Origin of the sequence: Pseudomonas sp. BMS12 (assembly GCF_001592875.1) — a bacterium.
GTDB lineage: Bacteria > Pseudomonadota > Gammaproteobacteria > Pseudomonadales > Pseudomonadaceae > Aquipseudomonas.
This window is the reverse complement of record NZ_LSOF01000005.1, coordinates 554,921-575,231: the sequence shown is the minus strand read 5'-3', so window position 1 is coordinate 575,231 and position 20,311 is coordinate 554,921. Positions and strand designations below refer to the sequence as shown.

The window sequence follows — 20,311 nt, the reverse complement described above, 5'->3', positions numbered from 1 at the left end:
CCACAAGCCATGCGTACCGAACAGCCGAAGATGATCTACCTCAAGGACTATCAGGTGCCGGATTACCTGATCGACGAGACCCACCTGACCTTCGAGCTGTTCGAGGACCACACCCTGGTGCATGCCCAGCTGGTGATGCGCCGCAATCCCGAGGCCGGCGCCGGTTTGCCGCCGCTGGTGCTCGATGGCCAGCAGCTGGAGCTGATCAGCGTGGCTCTGGATGATCGCGAGCTTGCTGCCTCCGACTACCAGCTCAGCGACAGCCACCTGACCCTGCAGCCGACTCAGCCGAGCTTCGTCATCGACAGCAGCGTGCGCATCCACCCGGAGAGCAACACCGCGCTGGAAGGCCTGTACAAGTCCAGCGGCATGTTCTGCACCCAGTGCGAGGCCGAGGGCTTCCGCAAGATCACCTACTACCTCGATCGCCCGGACGTGATGAGCAAGTTCACCACCACGCTGAGCGCCGAGCAGCACAGCTATCCGGTGCTGCTGTCCAACGGCAACCCGATTGCCAGCGGCAGCGAGGAGGGTGGCCGCCATTGGGCGACCTGGGAGGACCCGTTCAAGAAGCCGGCCTACCTGTTCGCCCTGGTCGCCGGTGACCTCTGGTGCGTAGAGGACCGCTTCACCACCATGAGCGAGCGCGAAGTCACCCTGCGCATCTATGTCGAGCCGGAGAACATCGACAAGGTGCAGCACGCCATGGACAGCCTGAAGAAGTCGATGAAGTGGGACGAGGAGGTGTACGGGCGCGAGTACGACCTGGACATCTTCATGATCGTCGCGGTCAACGACTTCAACATGGGTGCCATGGAGAACAAGGGCCTCAACATCTTCAACTCCAGCTGCGTGCTGGCCAAGGCCGAGACGGCCACCGACGCCGCCCACCAGCGCGTCGAGGCGGTGGTGGCCCACGAGTACTTCCACAACTGGTCGGGTAACCGCGTAACCTGCCGCGACTGGTTCCAGCTGTCGCTCAAGGAAGGTTTCACCGTGTTCCGCGATGCCGAGTTCAGCGCCGACATGAACTCGCGCACGGTCAAGCGCATCGAGGACGTGGCCTACCTGCGCACCCACCAGTTCGCCGAGGACGCCGGCCCGATGGCCCACCCGGTGCGTCCGGACGCCTTCATGGAAATCTCCAACTTCTACACCCTGACCGTCTACGAGAAGGGCTCGGAAGTGCTGCGCATGATCCACACCCTGCTCGGCGCTGAAACCTTCCGCAAGGGCTCGGACCTGTACTTCGAGCGCCACGATGGCCAGGCCGTAACCTGCGACGATTTCGTCAAGGCCATGGAAGACGCCAGTGGTCAGGACCTGACCCAGTTCAAACGCTGGTACACCCAGGCCGGCACGCCGCGCTTGGCGGTCGCTGAACGCTACGACGCGGCAGCCAAGACCTACACCCTGACGTTCAGTCAGACCTGTCCGGCGACGCCAGGGCAGAGCGAGAAGCTGCCGTTCGTGATCCCGGTCGAGCTGGGGCTGCTCGACGCCCAGGGCAACGATCTGCCGCTGCGCTTGCAGGGTGAGGGCGCTGCGATGGGCACCAGTCGTGTGCTATCGGTGACCGAGGCCGAGCAGTGCTTCACCTTCGTCGATGTCGCCGCACAGCCGCTGCCGTCGCTGCTGCGGGGTTTCAGTGCGCCGGTCAAGCTGAGCTTCCCCTATGGTCGCGACCAGCTGATGTTCCTCATGCAGCACGATTCCGATGGCTTCAACCGTTGGGAGGCCGGCCAGCAGTTGTCCGTGCAGGTACTGCAGGAGCTGATCGGCCAACAGCAGCGTGGCGAGCCGCTGGTGCTGGATCAGCGCCTGGTCACCGCGCTGCGCAGCGTGCTGGAGGACGACAGCCTGGATCAGGCCATGGTCGCTGAGATGCTTTCGTTGCCGGGCGAGGGCTACCTGACCGAGATCAGCGAGGTGGCCGATGTCGACGCCATCCACATTGCCCGCGAATTTGCCCGTGCCGAGCTGGCCAAGGCGCTGTGCGAGCCGTTGTGGGCGCGCTATCAGAGCAATCGCGAGCAGTCGCGTGCCAACGCCTATGTGGCCGAGTCCACGCACTTCGCCCGGCGCAGCCTGCAGAACATCGCGCTGTCCTACCTGATGCTCACGGGCAAGCCGGAAGTGCTGGCGGCGACCCTGGAGCAGTACGAAGCCTGCGACAACATGACCGAGCGCCTGACCGCCCTGGCGGTGCTGGTCAATTCGCCGTTCGAGACCGAGCGCGCCGATGCGCTCAAGGCCTTCGCCGAGCACTTCAAGGACAACGCCCTGGTCATGGACCAATGGTTCAGCGTGCAGGCCGCCAGCACCCTGCCGGGCGGCCTGGCCCGTGTGCAGGCGCTGATGCAGCACCCGGCCTTCACCCTGAAGAACCCGAACAAGGTGCGTGCGCTGATCGGCGCCTTCGCCGGGCAGAACCTGGTCAACTTCCACGCCCTGGACGGCAGCGGCTACCGCTTCCTGGCCGACCAGGTAATCACCCTCAACGCCCTCAACCCGCAGATCGCCTCGCGCCTGCTGGCTCCGCTAACCCGCTGGCGCAAGTACGGCGAGCAGCGTCAGGCGCTGATGCGTGGCGAACTGGAGCGCATCCTGGCCAGTGGCGAACTGTCCAGCGATGTCTACGAAGTGGTCAGCAAGAGCCTGGCTTGATCGACGCACAGGCGTTACCGAGCGCTTGCTCGGTAACGCCTGCTGTTACGTCCTGTTTCCTTTCTGCCTGATCAACTTTTACCGCCTTCGAACAACTCCGTTCCAGGCGCGTTATGTCCCTTTCAAGTGGCTGATTCTCAAGGTTAAAGCGCGCCACCCGGGCGACAAATTAAGACATCCTCTGGGGCTGCTGGCGCTTTTTCGCGTGTTCATACCTTGGGATGACAAAGCTGCCGCGAAATGACTCTTTTGGTATCGATCTTGAATAGCCGGTGCTCGGTCATGAATCCCTATGCGGACCCTCGTGATCGCTAGCTAAGAGCTCATAACAAGAACAATCGATCGATGGAGTTGCCGATGGCCGTCCCTTTGCGCAAGTCGCCGCTATGTCTCGCCCCCGCCAAAGCGGGGTATGCCCTCGCCGGGCTCATGCCATTACTGTTTGCCGTGCCGGCGGGAGCGGTTGAATTCAGCTTTGCTGACAATGAGGTCACAGGCTCGCTGGATACCACCCTGTCCTATGGCCAGCTGTATCGCGTTCAAGGCCAGGACAAGACCAACGACGACAGCAATGGCAATGATGGCAACCGTAACTTCGATACCGGCCTGGTTTCCGAAGTGTTCAAGGCCACCTCGGATCTGGAAGCCAACTACCAGAATTACGGCATGTTCGTGCGCGGTACCGCTTTCTATGACACCCAGATCATGGACAAGCGCAACGACAACGACGACTTCCGTCCCAGCCAGAGCTATCCGAACAATACCCACTTCACCGATGAGACCCGCCGCAGCGCCGGGCACAGCGCCGAGATTCTCGATGCCTATATCTATGGCAACTGGGATGTGGCCGACATGCCGCTGACCGTCAAGGTCGGGCGTCAGGTATTCAACTGGGGCGAGGGTATTTTCTACCGCGGCGGTATCAACACCACCAACCCCATCGATGCCGGCAAGTTCCGCCTGCCAGGCTCCGAGTTGAAGGAAGTGCTGGTGCCGGTCGAGGCCTTCAACTTCAACATCGGCCTGACCGACAACCTTTCCCTCGAGGGTTTCTATCAATGGAACTGGAAGGAAAGCGCGATTGATCCGTCCGGCACCTTCTTCTCCGAAACCGACCTGTTCGCCGACGGCGGCAATACGGCCTACACGGTCAACGATGCTTTTGCCAATGCAACGCTGGCCGGTGCATACAACGGCCTGGTTGCGGCCAACCAACTGAGTGGTACGGATTACTACGACGTGTCGACCGGCACGATCAAGGTCGCCAACATATCGAGTGACTTGAACGCCAAGAATGATGGGCAGTACGGCTTTGCGCTGCGCTATATAGTCGAAGAACTGAACTCCACGGAGTTCGGTTTCTACTTCGTGAACTACCACGCGAAGGAACCGCAGATTTCGGCCACCGTCAACGACGCCTATGCGGGCTTCAATCCCGATGTGCTGTGTAACACCGTAAGTGGTTTCACCTGTGCCCAGCTGCAGTCTTTTGGCGCGGCCGGTGCTGCAGGGCTTGCCGCCGCCAACGGTCTTGCTGCCATCGATATCGCCAACCAGGTCGTGGGGCGGCGCGAATATGTGGAAGACATCCGCATGTACGGCCTGAGCTTCAACACCACGGTTGGTGAGGCTTCGGTCTTTGGTGAGTTGGCCTATCGTCCCAATCTGCCGGTCGGCATCAGTGCCACCAATGATTTGCTGGGCGATCTGCTGGGGCAATCCCTGCAACTGGGCGGTGGCGGGCTGGCCAATATTGCCGGGAGCGAAGTGGCACTGGATGGCCAGGTCCGCAACTACGAGCGGGTCGAGGCCTTCAACCTGTCGCTGGGCAGCATTTACAACTTCGGACCGACTGCCGGTTTCGATTCGCTGTTTGGTGTTGCCGAACTGGCCTCGGAGCATGTGCGTGGAAGCTCGCTGACATACACCGCTTATGACGGGGTCAAGCGCCGCTTCTCCGGTCGACCGAACGGTGCCTATATCTCCGGCTATGACGACGGCGATCAGCTCGATCGCGATGCCTACGGCTACACCCTGGCGCTGTCCGGCACCTGGAACGATGTCTATGCCGGGGTCAATCTGTCGCCCTTCGCAGTGTTCAAGCACAACTTCCAGGGTAACTCGCACCAGACCGGCAACTTCGTCGAAGGCGCCATGGCTTATACGGTAGGCTTGCGCGCCAGTTACCTGAACAGCCTGGAAGCCGAGGTGCAGTACACCGAGTTCTACGGTGGCGGCCAGAACAACAGCGGTCGTGATCGCGACAACCTCGGCCTCAACCTCAAGTATTCCTTCTGACATCGAACCCCGCGGCCGGGCGCCATTGGCGTCCGGCTTGCTAGTACGGAGAAGCAACATGCTGATCAAACACACGCTGATGGGCGCAGCATTCGCCCTCGCGCTTTCCGCAGGTGGTGCCCTGGCTGCCGTTACGGCGCAGGACGCGGCCAAGCTTGGCACCACGCTCACCCCGTTCGGTGCGGAAAAGGCCGGCAACGCCGATGGCAGTATCCCCGAGTGGACCGGTGGCATCACTCAGCCCCCGGCGGGGTACAAGGGCAGCGGTGCGCACCATATCGATCCGTTCCCGGACGACAAGCCGCTGTTCACCATCACCAAGGCCAACCTGGCGCAGTACCAGGACAAGCTCAGCGCCGGTCAGATCGCGCTGTTCAACTCCTACCCGGAAACCTTCCAGATGCCGGTATACCAGAGCCGGCGTTCCGGCTCGGCGCCGCAGTGGGTCTATGACAACAGCATCAAGAACGCGACTACTGCCAAGCTGCTCGACGGCGGCAACGGCTTTGCCGACGCCTATGGCGGAATTCCCTTCCCGATTCCGCAGAGCGGCGTCGAGGCGCTGTGGAACCACATCGTGCGTTACCGCGGCACCTATATCACCCGGCGTTCGGCGGAGGTGGCAGTGCAGCGCAACGGCGCCTACTCGCCTGTGGTATCGGAAGTCGAAGCGCTGTTCCGTTACTACAACCCCAAAGGCAGCTACGCCGACCTCGACAACATCCTGTTCTACTACCTGAACTTCACCAAGAGCCCGGCACGCCTGGCCGGTGGTGCCGCGCTGGTGCACGAGACCCTCGATCAGGTGAAGGAACAGCGTCAGGCCTGGGGCTACGCTGCCGGCCAGCGTCGTGTGCGCCGCGCACCGAACCTGGCTTATGACACGCCTATCGCCGCGTCCGAAGGCCTGCGCACCGCCGACGATACCGACATGTTCAACGGCGCACCGGATCGCTATGACTGGAAGCTGCTGGGCAAGAAGGAACTGTACATTCCCTACAACAACTATCGCCTCGCGGCGGATGGAGTGAAGTATGAGGACGTGCTGCAGGTCGGCCACATCAACCCGCAACTGACCCGCAATGAGCTGCATCGCGTGTGGGTGGTGGAGGGCACGCTCAAGTCTGGCGCCCGCCACATCTATTCCAAGCGCACCCTGTATCTCGATGAGGACAGCTGGCAGGCCGCGGTGGTCGATCAGTACGACGGTCGTGGCGAGCTGTGGCGCGTCTCCATCGCCTATCTGAAGAACTACTACGACCTGCCCACCACCTGGTCGGCAATGGAGGCTTTCCACGATCTGCAGAGCCGTCGCTATCACGTGCAGAACCTGGACAGCGAGGAGCCCTCGACGGTCAACTTCGCCAAGCCGATCCCGGCAGACAGCGAATTCACGCCATCTGCCCTGCGTCGCCGCGGTACTCGCTGAGTTAGTCGGCGACGGCAAGGAAAAAGGCCGCTAGAGTGCTAGCGGCCTTTTTTATGCGGCGATCTTTGCCGATTCGGTGCTTAACAAAACATAACGTCATGCCGATTGTCAGATTTTTCCAAAGCCGTATAGCATGAGCCGCCTGCCATAAGGCATGCACCCACTTATAAGAATAAAGGGGGATTTTATGCGTGAGCCCGTCATGCGGCGCACCCGCCCCGGTCGTCCGAACTCCACTTCGGTGCCGGTCCGTCATCAATCGCCGCTGGCGAAAGCGCTGTCCCTGATCAGCGTCTGTTCATTTCTGGCCCTGACCGCCCCCCTGCCACTGCAGGCCGCGGAAGCCGCCAATGTCCTTTCCATCGAATCGCCCAAGGCCGTCACCAGCCTGCTGCTGGACGTTGCCCATGCTGGCAAGCGCCTGGTCGCCGTCGGTGATCGTGGCCACATCCTGTTTTCCGAAGACGCCGGCAAGAACTGGGTACAGGCCCGGGTGCCGACCCGTCAGCTGCTGACGGCAGTATATTTCGTCGATGACAAGCACGGCTGGGCCGTGGGGCACGATGCGCAGATTCTCGCCACCGACGACGGCGGCGCCAACTGGGAACTGCAGTACGAAGACCTGGAGCGCGAAGCTCCGCTGCTCGATGTCTGGTTCCGCGATGCCGACAACGGCTTGGCCATCGGCGCCTATGGTGCCTTGCTGGAAACCAGCGATGGCGGCAAGAACTGGAACGATGTCAGCGATCGTCTGGACAACGAGGATGGCTATCACCTCAACGGCATCACCGCCGTGAAGGATGCCGGACTGTTCATCGTCGGCGAAGCCGGCAGCATGTTCCGTTCCGCCGACTGGGGCCAGACCTGGGAGAAGATCCAGGGGCCATACGAGGGTACGCTGTTCGGCGCCCTTGGCACTGCCAGCAGCAACACCCTGGTGGTCTTCGGTCTGCGCGGCAACCTGTATCGTTCCGCCGATTTCGGCAGCACTTGGCAGGAAATTCCGCTGAGCTCCGGTAGCGGTCGCGTCGAGTTCGGCCTGGCCGGCGGCAGCCTGCTCAAGGATGGGACCCTGGTCATCGTCGGTCATGGCGGTAGCGTTCTGACCAGCAAGGATGCCGGGCGCACCTTTACCGTTATCAACCGCCTGGATCGCGCCTCGTTGGCGTCGGCTGTCGCCGATGCCGCCGGCAACCTGGTCCTGGTAGGGCAGGGTGGCGTGCGTATCGCATCTCCGACTGGCGCCGAGCCAGGCCAAAAACAATAAGCCGGGGCGAATGAGCATATGAGTTCCATGAGTAGCCATCACCAGGACAAGGCGACCTTTCTCGAGCGCCTGATCTTCAACAACCGCCCGGTCGTGATCGCGCTTTGCGCGCTGGTCACCATCCTGCTGCTGTGGCAGGCCTCGCATATTCGTCCCTCGACCAGCTTCGAGAAGATGATCCCGCTGGAGCATCCCTTCATCCAGAAGATGCTCGAGCACCGCAACGATCTGGCCAACCTCGGCAATACCGTGCGTATCTCGGTGGAGGCCAAGAATGGCGACATCTTCGACAAGGACTACATGGAGACGCTCAAGCAGATCCATGACGAGGTGTTCTACATTCCGGGCGTCGACCGCTCTGGCCTGAAGTCGCTGTGGAGTCCGAGCGTACGCTGGACCGAAGTGACCGAAGAGGGCTTCGATGGTGGCGAGGTAATTCCGCAGACCTACGATGGTTCCGCGCAGAGCCTTGACGAGTTGCGTGGCAACATCCTGAAGTCCGGTCAGGTCGGGCGTCTGGTCGCCAACAACTTCAAGTCGAGCATCGTCGATGTGCCGCTGCTCGAGCAGTATCCGGATCCCAAGGATCAGAGCCGTCTGCTCAAGCTGGACTACCGCCAGTTCTCCCATGAGTTGGAGGAGAAGATCCGGGACAAATACCAGGCGCAGAACCCCAATGTGCAGGTGCACATCGTCGGTTTCGCCAAGAAGGTCGGCGATCTGATCGATGGTCTGATCATGGTGGTGATGTTCTTCGGCGTCGCTCTGGTGATCACCCTGGTGTTGCTGTACTGGTTCAGCTGGTGCATCCGCTCGACCATCTCGGTGGTGTCCACCACCCTGATCGCCGTGGTCTGGCAGCTGGGTCTGATGAACCTTGCCGGTTTCGGTCTCGATCCGTATTCGATGCTGGTGCCGTTCCTGATCTTCGCCATCGGTATTTCCCACGGCGTGCAAAAGATCAACGGTATCGCCCTGCAGTCCAGTGATGCCGACAATGCCCTGACCGCAGCGCGGCGTACTTTCCGCCAGCTGTTCCTGCCGGGCATGATCGCCATCCTGGTGGACGCCGTCGGCTTCATCACTCTGCTGGTGATCGATATCGGCGTGATCCGCGAGCTGGCTATCGGCGCCTCCATCGGTGTGGGCGTGATCGTGTTCACCAACCTGATCCTGCTGCCGGTTGCCATTTCCTATATCGGCATCAGCAAGCGGGCTATCGAGCGGAGCAAGCGCGAGGCCAATTGCGATCAGCCGTTCTGGCGCATGCTGTCCAACTTCGCTCACCCGGTGGTGGCGCCGATCTCCGTGGTCATCGCTCTGTCGGCCGGTGTGGCGGCCTTCTGGTACCAGAAAGCCAACCTGCAGGTTGGTGACCTTGACCAAGGGGCACCGGAACTGCGTCCGGACTCGCGCTACAACAAGGACAACGACTTCATCATCAACAACTACTCGACCAGTTCCGATGTACTTGTGGTGATGGTCAAGACGCCGAACGAGGGTTGCTCCACCCACGACACCCTGGCTCCGATGGACCAGCTGATGTGGCGTCTGGAGAACACCGAGGGCGTGCAGTCGGCCATTTCCATGGTCAGCGTGTCCAAGCAGGTCATCAAGGGCATGAACGAGGGGAGCCTGAAGTGGGAGACCCTGTCGCGTAACCCGGACATCCTCAACAACTCCATCGCTCGTGCGGATGGCCTGTACAACGCCGACTGTTCGCTGGCGCCGGTACTGGTGTTCCTCAACGACCACAAGGCTGCGACGCTCAAGCGGGCTGTCGGTGTAGTGGAGGAGTTCGCCAAGGACAACAACAAGGAAGGGCTGGAGTTCATGCTCGCTGCCGGTAACGCCGGTATCGAGGCGGCCACCAACGAGGTGATTGCCACTTCCGAGCTGAAGATCCTGATCCTGGTGTATGTCTGCGTGGCGGTGATGTGCCTGATCACCTTCCGCTCGTTCGGCGCCATGCTGTGCATCATCCTGCCGCTGATCCTGACCTCCATCCTGGGTAATGCTCTGATGGCCTGGCTGGGTATCGGCGTGAAGGTGGCGACGTTGCCGGTGATCGCGCTCGGCGTAGGTATCGGTGTGGACTACGGTATCTATATCTACAGCCGCCTGGAGAGCTTCCTGCGTGCCGGCATGCCGCTGCAGGAGGCCTACTACCAGACCCTGCGCTCTACTGGTAAGGCGGTGCTGTTCACCGGTCTGTGCCTGGCCATCGGTGTGGTCACCTGGATCTTCTCTGCGATCAAGTTCCAGGCCGACATGGGTCTGATGCTGACCTTCATGCTGCTGTGGAACATGTTTGGTGCCCTGTGGCTGCTGCCAGCCCTGGCGCGCTTCCTGATCAAGCCAGAGAAACTGGCCGGCAAGAAAGGTGGCTCGCTGTTCGCCCACTGATCCTTGCTGCGGTAATGAAAGGGCTCCTTCGGGAGCCCTTTTTTATTGCTCCTGTCTCTCGGCGGGGTACATCAGCGACCAGTCAAGGGCGGGCGAGGAGACACATCCTGCAGCTCAAACAGCAAATCACTCCGTGCCTGTGATTCGACGAGCAGACCGAGGAGGCTGCGGACTTCTACGTCGATATCTTTCCTGACTCGCGTATCACACGGGACATTCGTTATGGCGGGGCGGGTTTCGAGGTCCACGGCAAGGCCCTCGGTACGGCAATGACGGTGACCTTCGAGCTGAATGGCCAGCCATTCACAGCCCTCAATGGCGAGCCGGCATTCAGCTTCAGTGAGGCTGTTTCGCTGCGGGTCATGTGCGCCTCGTAGGCGGGATCATTACTGGCAGCGACTCGGTGCTGGCAGCGCTCCCGAGGTGCATCAGTGCGGCTGGCTCAAGGATCGATATGGCCTGTTCTGGCCAGTGGTGCCTGCGGAGTTGCTGGAGTGCTGCAGGACACGGATCAGGCAGCACAGCGAGCGATCGAGGCCATGCGGCGGGGACATGGCCGAGTTGCGGCGGGCTTTCGTCGGGGAATCGCAGGCATGAAAAAGCCGCCTTGCGGCGGCTCCTTCATTGCAGCACGAATTACATGTTGGGGTAGTTCGGGCCGCCGGTGCCTTCCGGAGCCACCCAGTTGATGTTCTGGGCCGGGTCCTTGATGTCGCAGGTCTTGCAGTGCACGCAGTTCTGCGCGTTGATCTGGAAGCGCTTCTCGCCGTCTTCCTGGGTGACGATCTCGTATACGCCGGCCGGGCAATAGCGCTGTGCCGGCTCGTCGTACAGCGGCAGGTTCTTGCTCAGCGGAATGCTGGCGTCGGCCAGTTTCAGGTGGCAAGGCTGCTCTTCCTCGTGGTTGGTGTTGGAGAGGAACACCGAGGAGAGCTTGTCGAAACTGAGTTTTCCGTCCGGCTTCGGATAGCTGATCTTGGTCGCCTCGGCTGCAGGCTTCAGGCAGGCGTAATCCGGCTTGTTGTCGTGCAGGGTGAAGGGGATCTTGCCACCGAACAGGTTCTGGTCGACGAAGTTGAACGCACCGCCTACCAGAGGGCCGAACTTGTGCAGCGCCGCGCCGAAGTTGCGGCTGCGGAACAGCTCGTCGTACAGCCAGCTGGCCTTGAAGCCGTCGACATAGCCAGTGAGCAGGTCGCCGCCCTGGCCGTCGGCCAGCAGCACGTCGGCAACGGCATCGGCTGCCAGCATGCCGGACTTCATGGCGGTGTGGCTGCCCTTGATCTTGGCGAAGTTCAGGGTGCCGAGATCGCAACCGATCAGTGCGCCGCCCGGGAAAACCATCTTCGGCAGCGAGTTCAGGCCGCCCTTGCAGATGGCGCGCGCGCCATAAGCCACACGCTTGCCGCCTTCCAGGTACTGGGCGATCACCGGGTGATGCTTGTAGCGCTGGAATTCATCGAACGGCGACAGGTGGGGGTTGGCGTAGGACAGGTCGACGATCAGGCCGACTACCACCTGGTTGTTTTCCAGGTGATACAGGAAGGAGCCGCCGGTGTTCTCGGTGCCCACGATATCCAGCGGCCAGCCGGCGGTGTGCACCACCAGGCCCTGCTCGTGCTTGGCCGGGTCGATGTCCCAGATTTCCTTGATGCCGATGCCGTAGTGCTGGGCGTCGGCTTCGCTGTCGAGGTCGAACTTCTTGATCAGCTGCTTACCGATGTGGCCACGGCAGCCTTCGGCGAACAGGGTGTACTTGCCACGCAGTTCCATGCCCGGGGTGTAGTAACCCTCTTTCGGATGGCCTTCGCGATCGACGCCGAGGTCGCCGGTGACGATACCGCGTACCACGCCATTCTCGTCGATCAGTGCTTCCTGGGCGGCGAAGCCCGGGTAGATCTCGACACCCAGGTTCTCGGCCTGCTGGGCCAGCCAGCGGCACAGGTTGCCCAGGGAGATGATGTAGTTGCCTTCGTTGTGCATGGTCTTGGGCACGAACAGGCCCGGAACCTTGATGGCGCTGTCGGCGTTCTTCAACATATAGATGTCGTCACGCTTGACTTCGGTGTTCAGCGGGGCGCCCAGTTCCTTCCAGTCGGGGAACAGTTCGTTGAGGGCGCGCGGCTCGAAGACCGCACCGGAGAGGATGTGAGCGCCGACTTCGGAACCCTTCTCGACCACGCAGACGCTGATCTCTTTGCCGGCGTCGGCGGCCTTCTGCTTCAGTCGGCAGGCGGCGGACAGACCGGAGGGGCCGGCGCCGACGATGACGACGTCGAATTCCATAAATTCGCGTTCCACAGAGAATCTCCTACTCAAGGCTTCTTCGGTGTTATTGGATTCTGGCTAGGGCTAGGCTTTCTCTGGCCTGCGCGCTGGGCATTATATCTATAGCCCCCTGCACGTCCAATACAAACGTTTGTTTGAAATTTGTAAAAGCCCGATAAGTCAAGGGTTGGCGGCCGATGGAAGGGGGTTTTTCGAGTTGACCGAAAAGGGCGTTCCGGTCAAGATACGGGCGGTTTTGCGCTCGCCGTATGAGCAAATAGTCGGTTCCGGCCGATCTGCATCACCGGCCAGGCTCGCCTTGGCGACATTCTTATTCACCGGAGAGTAACGAGGAATCCATGAAGGTTCTTGTAGCTGTCAAACGAGTGGTCGACTACAACGTCAAAGTTCGCGTCAAAGCGGACAACTCCGGCGTCGACCTCGCCAACGTCAAGATGTCGATGAACCCCTTCTGCGAAATCGCCGTGGAAGAAGCCGTCCGCCTGAAGGAAAAAGGCGTGGCGAGCGAGATCGTCGTCGTCACCATCGGCCCGACCACCGCTCAGGAGCAACTGCGTACCGCACTGGCTCTGGGTGCTGACCGCGCCATCCTGGTCGAGTCGGCCGACGAGCTGAACTCCCTGGCAGTTGCCAAGCTGCTGAAGGCCGTTGTCGATAAAGAGCAGCCTCAGCTGGTCATCATGGGCAAGCAGGCCATCGACAGCGACAACAACCAGACCGGCCAGATGCTGGGCGCCCTGACTGGCTTCGGCCAAGGCACCTTCGCCTCCAAGGTCGAAGTTGCTGGCGACAAGGTCAACGTGACCCGCGAAATCGACGGCGGTCTGCAGACCGTTGCGCTGAACCTGCCGGCTATCGTGACCACCGACCTGCGTCTGAACGAGCCGCGTTACGCGTCGCTGCCGAACATCATGAAGGCCAAGAAGAAGCCGCTGGAGACCGTTACTCCGGACGCTCTGGGCGTTTCCACCGCCTCCACCGTCAAGACCCTGAAAGTCGAAGCGCCGGCTGCTCGCAGCGCCGGTATCAAGGTCAAGTCCGTGGCTGAACTGGTCGAGAAACTGAAGAACGAGGCGAAGGTAATCTAAATGACTATCCTGGTTATCGCTGAACACACCAACTCCGCTCTGGCTGCTGCCACCCTGAACACCGTGGCTGCTGCCGCGAAGATCGGTGGCGACATCCACGTACTGGTTGCCGGTGCCAACGCCGGTGCTGCTGCCGAAGCTGCCGCCAAGGTCTCTGGCGTGGCCAAAGTGCTGGTTGCCGACAACGCTGCCTACGAGCACCAACTGCCGGAAAACGTTGCGCCGCTGGTTGCCGAACTGGGCAAGGGCTACAGCCACATCCTGGCCGCCGCTACCTCCAACGGTAAGAACATCCTGCCGCGCGTTGCCGCTCTGCTGGACGTTGACCAGATCTCCGAGATCGTCGCCGTTGAAAGCGCCGACACCTTCAAGCGTCCGATCTATGCCGGCAACGCCATCGCTACCGTGCAGTCTTCGGCTGCCGTGAAAGTGATCACCGTGCGTTCCACCGGTTTCGACCCGGTTGCTGCCGAAGGCGGTTCCGCTGCCGTTGAAGCCGTGAGCGGTTCGGCCGATGCCGGCAAATCTGCCTTCGTGGGTGAAGAGCTGGCCAAGTCCGACCGTCCGGAACTGACCGCTGCCAAGATCGTCGTATCCGGCGGCCGTGGCATGCAGAACGGCGACAACTTCAAACACCTGTACGCGCTGGCCGACAAGCTGGGTGCTGCCGTGGGTGCTTCCCGTGCCGCTGTCGACGCCGGTTTCGTACCGAACGACATGCAGGTTGGCCAAACCGGCAAGATCGTTGCTCCGCAGCTGTACATCGCGGTCGGCATCTCCGGTGCCATCCAGCACCTGGCGGGCATGAAGGACTCCAAGGTGATCGTTGCGATCAACAAGGACGAAGAGGCTCCGATCTTCCAGGTGGCTGACTACGGTCTGGTCGCTGACCTGTTCGAAGCCGTACCGGAACTGGAGAAACTGGTGTAAGCCAGCGTCCCGCTCCCACAAAAAACCCGCTCATCGAGCGGGTTTTTTGTTTGTTTATGTGCTGTTTTAGAGCTGTTTTACGCAATTATTTGCTATCTACCCACACTCTGGCCCACACCTCTGCCGGAGCCAACTGATCGGCGGTAGTGTCAAAAAATCAGGTATTGCCGATTGACTGTATAATGACTATACAGTTTGGACGGAAGTACACCTGCTGGGCATTTGCCGTTGCAGTATCAGGCGCCCGATGGAGTAACCATGAAAAAGCTCACTAACAGCCCCACAGCAGCAGACCGAAACAAGGACGAGGCCAACTTCAACCTGGCCCGCATCCGTCAGTCCCTGCAGAGCGGACATAAAGTAGTCCCGGCCGGCCTAAGTACAGAGCAGCTCATCGAATGGATGTCTGGCGGGCGGCAAGCAGAGAATGTCCCTGATCGTTGAACGAAGTGATCTCTTCGCACAGCAATTCCCCAATTTCCCACGCGACGATCAAGTCAAGATCGCTGAGTTCATTATCCATTGTCAGACGCATGGTCTAACCGGACTGCCCGGCAAGATTCGCCGTTCTGACAATGTGCCCGGTACGGACCCTGACTACTACGATAAGGTCAGATATGCCAGGGATAACTACCTTTGGCATTACCACATCGGCATTCCGAAATTTGAGCAACCAACCCCCTGGCTGCCGTACTTCACTTCTGAGTACGTCCTCCATTTCCAGCGTTTCCCTGGGAACAAAGTCATCCGGATTGTAGACCTGGGCGATCATAACCCTATGATCCTGCCGCCCAAGCAGTACATGGTCAGATCCTAGCCTCTCCCCGCGAAGGGCTTTTCATTTATCCAGGCAACCCGACTGGGCTTGCGGTAAGTGCCCCGCTTAACAAAGTTAACAAGCAATCGGTCGCAACCAAATGCGCTCAGCCCTCTAGCCCCAAGGGCTAGGGCATTTGCTGATTTGATTTGCTGATTAACAGGTTGTTAACGGGGGATTTATTCTGCGAATGCGGGAGGGGGGCGGTTTCCAGTCGAAAGGGGTTTGGAGTATCCGACTACCCCCCCTGGGCCTGGGCTCAGATTTCAGGAAAATTGTTGCGGTTAATGGAGAAAGAGTTTCGGTGGCGGTCAGGAATGGGGCGCTCGGCAAGGTTCACCCCACGCCCCATTCCTCATGCGCCGCGCAGATCCTGCGCCGTCTTCTTCGCATGGCAGCCATCAGGGCCTGAGCACAGCACCTGGCAGTTGTCCTCGGTATCCGATCCACCCTGGAACAGCGGCACGCGATGGTCGAGCTCGAAGCCGGCAGGGAAGTCGCAGAGCTTGCCGCAGTTGGCGCAATGAGGATTGCGTGCCCACACGTTCATGCGCCGATCTTGGAGTTTGCGGCCAGTCAGCCGGCGCTCTTTGGTAGTCGGCAGGGACTGGACTTTGCGAGTGGGCGCCATCTGAATGCGCGGCTTGATGGTTGTGAGCCTAGCCATGTGCATCACCTCGATGGGAAGTCGAACGCTTTTTCGATGCTGACAATGTGCTGGCGCACCTCGGCGATGAGGAAACGCCCACCAGCGGCGAAGTCGGGTTTGCGCTCACGGGCCAGGCGGCTCTGATGTCGGGCAAGCATTTCCATCCCGGCACGGTCATCAGTCAGCCCTGACGGGAAGTCCTCAGCGCTCCAGAATGGCGACCTGTACCGATAGGGAATGCGGTCGACCTGGATGTCCTCGCTGCCGACTGCCCGCCTGTACAGATGGCCCACTACGCACCCTTCGGCTTGCGAATAGCCAACGATCACCATCTCAAGGCCAAGGGCTTCCTCCTCGGCTTGGAAGTGCTTTCGGCAGTAGTCGGCCGATGCTTTGAGCAGCTCAGGAATCCCCTCCAGCATCTCTTCCAGCGTTCCGCCAAAACAGACAATGTTGGCCATCAGAGCCTTCAGCAAGTAGTCGGTGCCACGGAAGGCGATAACCGAGTTGGTCAATGGAGCTGCCACCAGCTTGCAGCTCTCAAATATCACGCTGTCTCTCAAGCCGACGGCCTCGGTATCGACGCCAACCAAACCAGATTCAGGCGTGATAAATACGTTGAGAATGCTCATGCGTGGCTGGCCTCCTCGGCAAGGTGATTGGGCTCTTGATGCGGGGCGGGTTCATTCATGCCGGGGATTTGGGCACCGATGGAGTACCCCGTAAATGCGCCAGCAGGGCCGCCAACGAAGGCGCCGATTGCGGCCCCAACAATTCCGCCTACTTGCTGTCCGGTGGTCTGGCCCGGGGCAAAAACATTGCCCCCGAGAATTTGTCCAACGCTCATGGTTTGTACTCCCTATGACGGTTCATTACGAATACCTCGCCGAACCACTGATAGCCCGTGCAACACCCCGGGCAATATCTGCCGTTGCCTTGCGCGCCTCGCGCGGTTCCGCGCTGCCGCTGTAATTGATGTTGATGGTCTGGCTGGAAGAGGAGCTGCTCTTTATCGGCATCACGCGGCCCTCGTTGCCTGGGATCAGATACTGCTTGCCGCCAATTTCTGCGAGCTCTGGCTGGTTGTATTCGCCAACCTCATAGATCCCGCCAGCGCCAACAGGACCGCCAATGGCCCGGCCGCCGCCGAAAACTGAGGCGGCTTGACCCAGAAAGCCTGCAAAACCCCCTGCGCCGGAGTTAGCCTGGCCGTAGCTGCCAATCGCATCAAAAATCTGTGCCGCCGCTGCTTCAGCTGCCATGCGCTGCAATGTCGCGCTGAAGCTCTTGAACATGCCTTCGAGCCCGCCATCGAACGGGTCGAACAGAAAGTCAGCGAATGCACTCTGCATGTTCTGCGCCGCCGACTTGGCGTACTCACTCATCTGGTCAGTGGTTTCTTCAGCCTTATCCAGATTCGCTTCAAGGCCTGCCTGGATAGTGTCGTACTGCTGTTGGCTGATATCTCCAGACAGCAGGGCCGAGCGCAGCGTCTCTATCTTCTCCTGGTAATCCCCTAGGGCCTTGGAAGAGTCGGACCAGGTGCTCTGCTCAATCTGAGCAACCTCAGCCATAACGCGCTTGCGCTCTTCCAGCATCTCCTGCTGCTGCTCGAAGGAAGAGATAGTGCCGAGCGCTGCGCGCGCCTGGGAAAGCTGGGCCTCGGTCGCACCGTCCATGGCGAGCTTGTACAGTGTGGCTTCATCGGCAGTCTTGCCGAGCAACGCGACTTGCTGCTCCAGCGAATCTATCTGGCTGGTGACCGCATCAGTGGTGGCCTTGGCCGCAGTCGCCTTTTCGGTTTCGATCTTGACGAATGCGGCGCCGCTTTCGCGCGCAACTGCGCGACCTGCTACAGACGTCTTCGCTGCCTTCTCGGCATTAGCCTGTACGTCATAATACGCAGCGAGCAACTTTTCGCCGGCAAGCGGCTCTTCAAGAGTGTTTCTCAAGGCCTTGGCAGCCTCGTCAGCAATCCCGAAGTTCTCCTTGGCGGCATCGCCGAACTTCTTCGCCTGGCGCTCGAATTCATCGCCCCCGGCGAAGTCAGGAAGATTCGAAAGCCCCTCTGCCACAGCCGCAGACAGTTGGTTTACTCGGCCGATTGCACGGGAGTAGACGCCGACGAGCGTATTTGCGACCGCTGTGAATACGCGGCCCACACCATCGCCGGCATCGACAACGAAGGCCAAGGCCTTAACACCGCCGCGGGCGGTATCCTGAACAACGGTGCCGAGGCCGCCGGCCTCTTCTGCGGCGTCCAGGAATTCATCCCCTATCGCCTGCAGGATTGGCGCAAGCTCTACCGTCAACTGCTTAGCGGCCCCATCGGTTAGCAGGCCGAAGGTGCTCATGGCGTCGTTCGCCATCTCAACTTTTGCCGCATCGACTTCGGACAGGTTGAGTCCGAATATCTCAACCTGGCGCGCAGCCTCTTCAATGGTTGCCGGGTCAAGGGCCTGGATGGCCAGCGCACCCTCTTCGCCGAATAGCTTGCCGGCGACCGCGGCGCGCTCTGAGGCCTGGACGTTCTCGACAAGGGCCTTGTTGATCTCGGATATGCGCTGGTCCAGAGGTAGATCAGCAATCTCCTGCGCGCTCAGACCAAGCCTATCGAATGCGGCGGCCTGCTCCTTCGACCCCTGGATGGCCATGCCAAGACGCTGCTCAAGCGCCTTGCTGGCCACCTGAATCTTGTCTATCCCCACTCCGGCCAGGTCGCCGGCACGCCCGAGCACCGAGATGCTTTCGTAGGTTGTGCGGAGCTGCTGCGCCATCTTGGCCTGAGAGTCGATCAGGTCGCTCTGCTTGTCGACGATCAGGGCAATGCCAGTTGCCGCAATGACAGCACCAGCACCGATAGCCGTACCAAGCGCTTTGCCAGCCTTAGCGGAAGACTCGGAGAACTGCTTTGTCTTGCGTTCTGCCTTGTCCAGCGGCCCTGTGTACCCGCCAATCTTGGCGATCAGGTCGAGCGTTAGCGTTCCGAGAGATTTACTGGGCATCCTTCACCACCTCCATGGCGATCTTGGCGGCTTCGTCGAAGGCCCTTTGCAATTCTTCGAAGGTGACGTATTCGTCCAAGTCGTTCTCCGCGAAATAGCCTCGCGCAACACGCTCGGCGATGCGCTGGAAGTCCCGCCCGGACAGCCAATCCGCGTGTCTGGCAATACAGTTGCTCAGCTCGTAAACAAGCCGCTCTTCGCGTCGATCGGTCATTGTTTGCCCTCCAGTTCGGCCAGCATTTCGGTCAGCAACTTGATGTCGTCCTCGAGGCGATCAATTTGCTCCAGGGCCTTGATAAGCATTCCGGAGAGTACGGCGCCGGAACCCACAGCGAACGGCTCTTCGATACCGGCGTCGCGGGCCTCGCCGGCGCGCGCCTGACACGCGGCAAGTATTTCTAATGCGCGCGTTTCATAGTCTTTCATCACGCACCCCACGCCACGCTGGTGAGCAGGGCCACACTGCCGTCGCGCTGGACTTCCCAATTGCTGCTCATGATCGACTTGTAGCCGACCAGGTTGCGCTGCCAGAGGCTGACCAGCACCGGGTCAGATTCCGGGGTATCACTCATGGCGACGGTCGCGTGCTCTGCACTTTCGAAGGTCAGGCCGTCCGCTCCATAGGCAATACCGGTCGGGTCGATAAGGGCGAGCTGTCCGCCGTTAGAGTCACGCGGCGAGGCTCGGGAGATCAGCAGCGGGATACCCAGCACGGAACCGCCGCGGGCGCCGACATCGGGGAAAATCAGCCCACCCTCTGCAGTTCGCAGCAGCGCCATATTCGTCGCCGTGGTGGCGTCGGTGACGAAGTAGGCCGTGCCCAGATCGCCACCGAACAGACCTATCAGGGCGGCGATGTCGGCTGCTGCGTCGCTGGTGGCCGCAGTCGAGGGCGCGCCGTAGGTGATGGCAGCGGGGCGTTCATCGACCACGCCGGCATTGCTGGCATCGAGCAGGGCGATGTCGGTGGTGTCCACGATGGCGCGTTCCAAGTCGCGTTGGAATCCGTTCTCGGCGATAGCGCCGCCGGTCTTCAGGGCTTCATCGGTGGCCACAATCATCGCGCAAACCTTCAAGGGCGGCAGGCTGGAGCCATCGAGGGCCGGCTTGCTCAGCGGGACCGGATTGCTTTCGGCAACCCAGTAGCCATTCGAACCGCTGGTGATCTTGAGCATCTTGCGATTGAAGGGGAGGCGGCGCAGGCCTGCGAGACGGCCCAGCAGCGAGCGCTCCATGACCAGGCTGAAGAACTCGGTTGCAGCGATTTCGCCGACATCGCTTTGCATGATCGGTGCGACAGCGGCCTTGGCGATCAGCTCGCCCTGATATTGGCCCCAGCGGGCGGTGGCGATATCGCGCGCGGTCTCATAGGTCAGGTGCTTGGTGGTGGCGCGCAGGATCAGGGAGCGGACGAAGGTTTGCCCTTTCGGGGCGATGGATACTTGGGTCATGGGGTTCTCCAGGGT

16 protein-coding genes and 1 pseudogene are annotated in these 20,311 nt (G+C 60.7%); 10 read left to right on the top strand and 7 right to left on the bottom strand.

What is annotated here, in order from left to right; all coding sequences use genetic code 11:
* Positions 1-9: 9 nt before the first annotated feature.
* The 6 genes and pseudogenes from pepN to AYB31_RS22235 all read left to right on the top strand — a co-directional run bounded on the left by pepN (position 10) and on the right by AYB31_RS22235 (position 10,664).
* Positions 10-2,667, top strand: a complete 2,658-nt coding sequence (gene pepN, locus AYB31_RS06095) for an aminopeptidase N (protein WP_068826765.1) — start codon at positions 10-12, stop codon at positions 2,665-2,667.
* 357 nt (positions 2,668-3,024) lie between these two features.
* Positions 3,025-4,965, top strand: coding sequence for a DUF1302 domain-containing protein (locus AYB31_RS06090; protein WP_068826764.1), 1,941 nt, complete (start codon positions 3,025-3,027; stop codon positions 4,963-4,965).
* Between the two features lie 58 nt (positions 4,966-5,023).
* Positions 5,024-6,394 carry a DUF1329 domain-containing protein gene (locus AYB31_RS06085; RefSeq protein WP_068826762.1) on the top strand — a complete coding sequence of 457 codons (1,371 nt, stop codon included), beginning with the start codon at positions 5,024-5,026 and terminating at the stop codon, positions 6,392-6,394.
* A gap of 187 nt (positions 6,395-6,581) precedes the next feature.
* Positions 6,582-7,661 carry a WD40/YVTN/BNR-like repeat-containing protein gene (locus AYB31_RS06080; RefSeq protein WP_442961792.1) on the top strand — a complete coding sequence of 360 codons (1,080 nt, stop codon included), beginning with the start codon at positions 6,582-6,584 and terminating at the stop codon, positions 7,659-7,661.
* An 18-nt stretch (positions 7,662-7,679) separates the two neighbouring features.
* A complete protein-coding gene (locus AYB31_RS06075) occupies positions 7,680-10,067 on the top strand; it encodes an efflux RND transporter permease subunit (protein ID WP_162492997.1) in 2,388 nt (795 codons plus the stop codon).
* 107 nt (positions 10,068-10,174) lie between these two features.
* A pseudogene (locus AYB31_RS22235) lies at positions 10,175-10,664 on the top strand (VOC family protein).
* A gap of 39 nt (positions 10,665-10,703) precedes the next feature.
* Here AYB31_RS22235 and AYB31_RS06065 read toward each other — a convergent pair.
* The gene (locus AYB31_RS06065; RefSeq protein ID WP_082805211.1) at positions 10,704-12,386 is read right to left on the bottom strand and encodes an electron transfer flavoprotein-ubiquinone oxidoreductase; all 1,683 of its coding nucleotides are present in this window, start codon (positions 12,384-12,386) and stop codon (positions 10,704-10,706) included.
* Positions 12,387-12,694: 308 nt separating this feature from the next.
* Here AYB31_RS06065 and AYB31_RS06060 point away from each other — a divergent pair, with 308 nt between their 5' ends.
* The 4 genes from AYB31_RS06060 (at position 12,695) to AYB31_RS06050 (ending at position 15,191) form a co-directional block, all read left to right on the top strand.
* A complete protein-coding gene (locus AYB31_RS06060; RefSeq protein ID WP_068826754.1) occupies positions 12,695-13,444 on the top strand; it encodes an electron transfer flavoprotein subunit beta/FixA family protein in 750 nt (249 codons plus the stop codon).
* Positions 13,445-14,374, top strand: a complete 930-nt coding sequence (locus AYB31_RS06055) for an electron transfer flavoprotein subunit alpha/FixB family protein (protein ID WP_068826752.1) — start codon at positions 13,445-13,447, stop codon at positions 14,372-14,374.
* Between the two features lie 258 nt (positions 14,375-14,632).
* Positions 14,633-14,818 (top strand): hypothetical protein, encoded by a 186-nt coding sequence (locus AYB31_RS21355; RefSeq protein ID WP_153020646.1) that lies wholly within the window; start codon positions 14,633-14,635, stop codon positions 14,816-14,818.
* The gene (locus AYB31_RS06050; RefSeq protein WP_082805210.1) at positions 14,802-15,191 is read left to right on the top strand and encodes a hypothetical protein; all 390 of its coding nucleotides are present in this window, start codon (positions 14,802-14,804) and stop codon (positions 15,189-15,191) included. Before AYB31_RS21355 ends, AYB31_RS06050 begins: the two co-directional genes overlap by 17 nt.
* Positions 15,192-15,546: 355 nt before the next feature.
* Here the strand turns inward: AYB31_RS06050 and AYB31_RS21950 are convergent, their stop codons facing one another.
* The 6 genes from AYB31_RS21950 to AYB31_RS21040 all read right to left on the bottom strand — a co-directional run bounded on the left by AYB31_RS21950 (position 15,547) and on the right by AYB31_RS21040 (position 20,296).
* Complete coding sequence (locus tag AYB31_RS21950; RefSeq protein WP_236715506.1) at positions 15,547-15,741, bottom strand: HNH endonuclease; 195 nt, start codon at positions 15,739-15,741, stop codon at positions 15,547-15,549.
* A 122-nt stretch (positions 15,742-15,863) separates the two neighbouring features.
* Positions 15,864-16,472, bottom strand: a complete 609-nt coding sequence (locus AYB31_RS06040; RefSeq protein WP_068826748.1) for a hypothetical protein — start codon at positions 16,470-16,472, stop codon at positions 15,864-15,866.
* A 240-nt stretch (positions 16,473-16,712) separates the two neighbouring features.
* Positions 16,713-18,845 carry a hypothetical protein gene (locus AYB31_RS06030; protein ID WP_068826744.1) on the bottom strand — a complete coding sequence of 711 codons (2,133 nt, stop codon included), beginning with the start codon at positions 18,843-18,845 and terminating at the stop codon, positions 16,713-16,715.
* Complete coding sequence (locus AYB31_RS06025) at positions 18,835-19,059, bottom strand: hypothetical protein (protein ID WP_068826742.1); 225 nt, start codon at positions 19,057-19,059, stop codon at positions 18,835-18,837. Before AYB31_RS06025 ends, AYB31_RS06030 begins: the two co-directional genes overlap by 11 nt.
* Complete coding sequence (locus AYB31_RS06020) at positions 19,056-19,271, bottom strand: hypothetical protein (RefSeq protein WP_068826740.1); 216 nt, start codon at positions 19,269-19,271, stop codon at positions 19,056-19,058. Before AYB31_RS06020 ends, AYB31_RS06025 begins: the two co-directional genes overlap by 4 nt.
* Positions 19,271-20,296, bottom strand: a complete 1,026-nt coding sequence (locus AYB31_RS21040; RefSeq protein WP_153020645.1) for a phage major capsid protein — start codon at positions 20,294-20,296, stop codon at positions 19,271-19,273. The genes AYB31_RS06020 and AYB31_RS21040 overlap by 1 nt, the downstream gene beginning before the upstream one ends.
* Positions 20,297-20,311 lie beyond the last annotated feature (15 nt).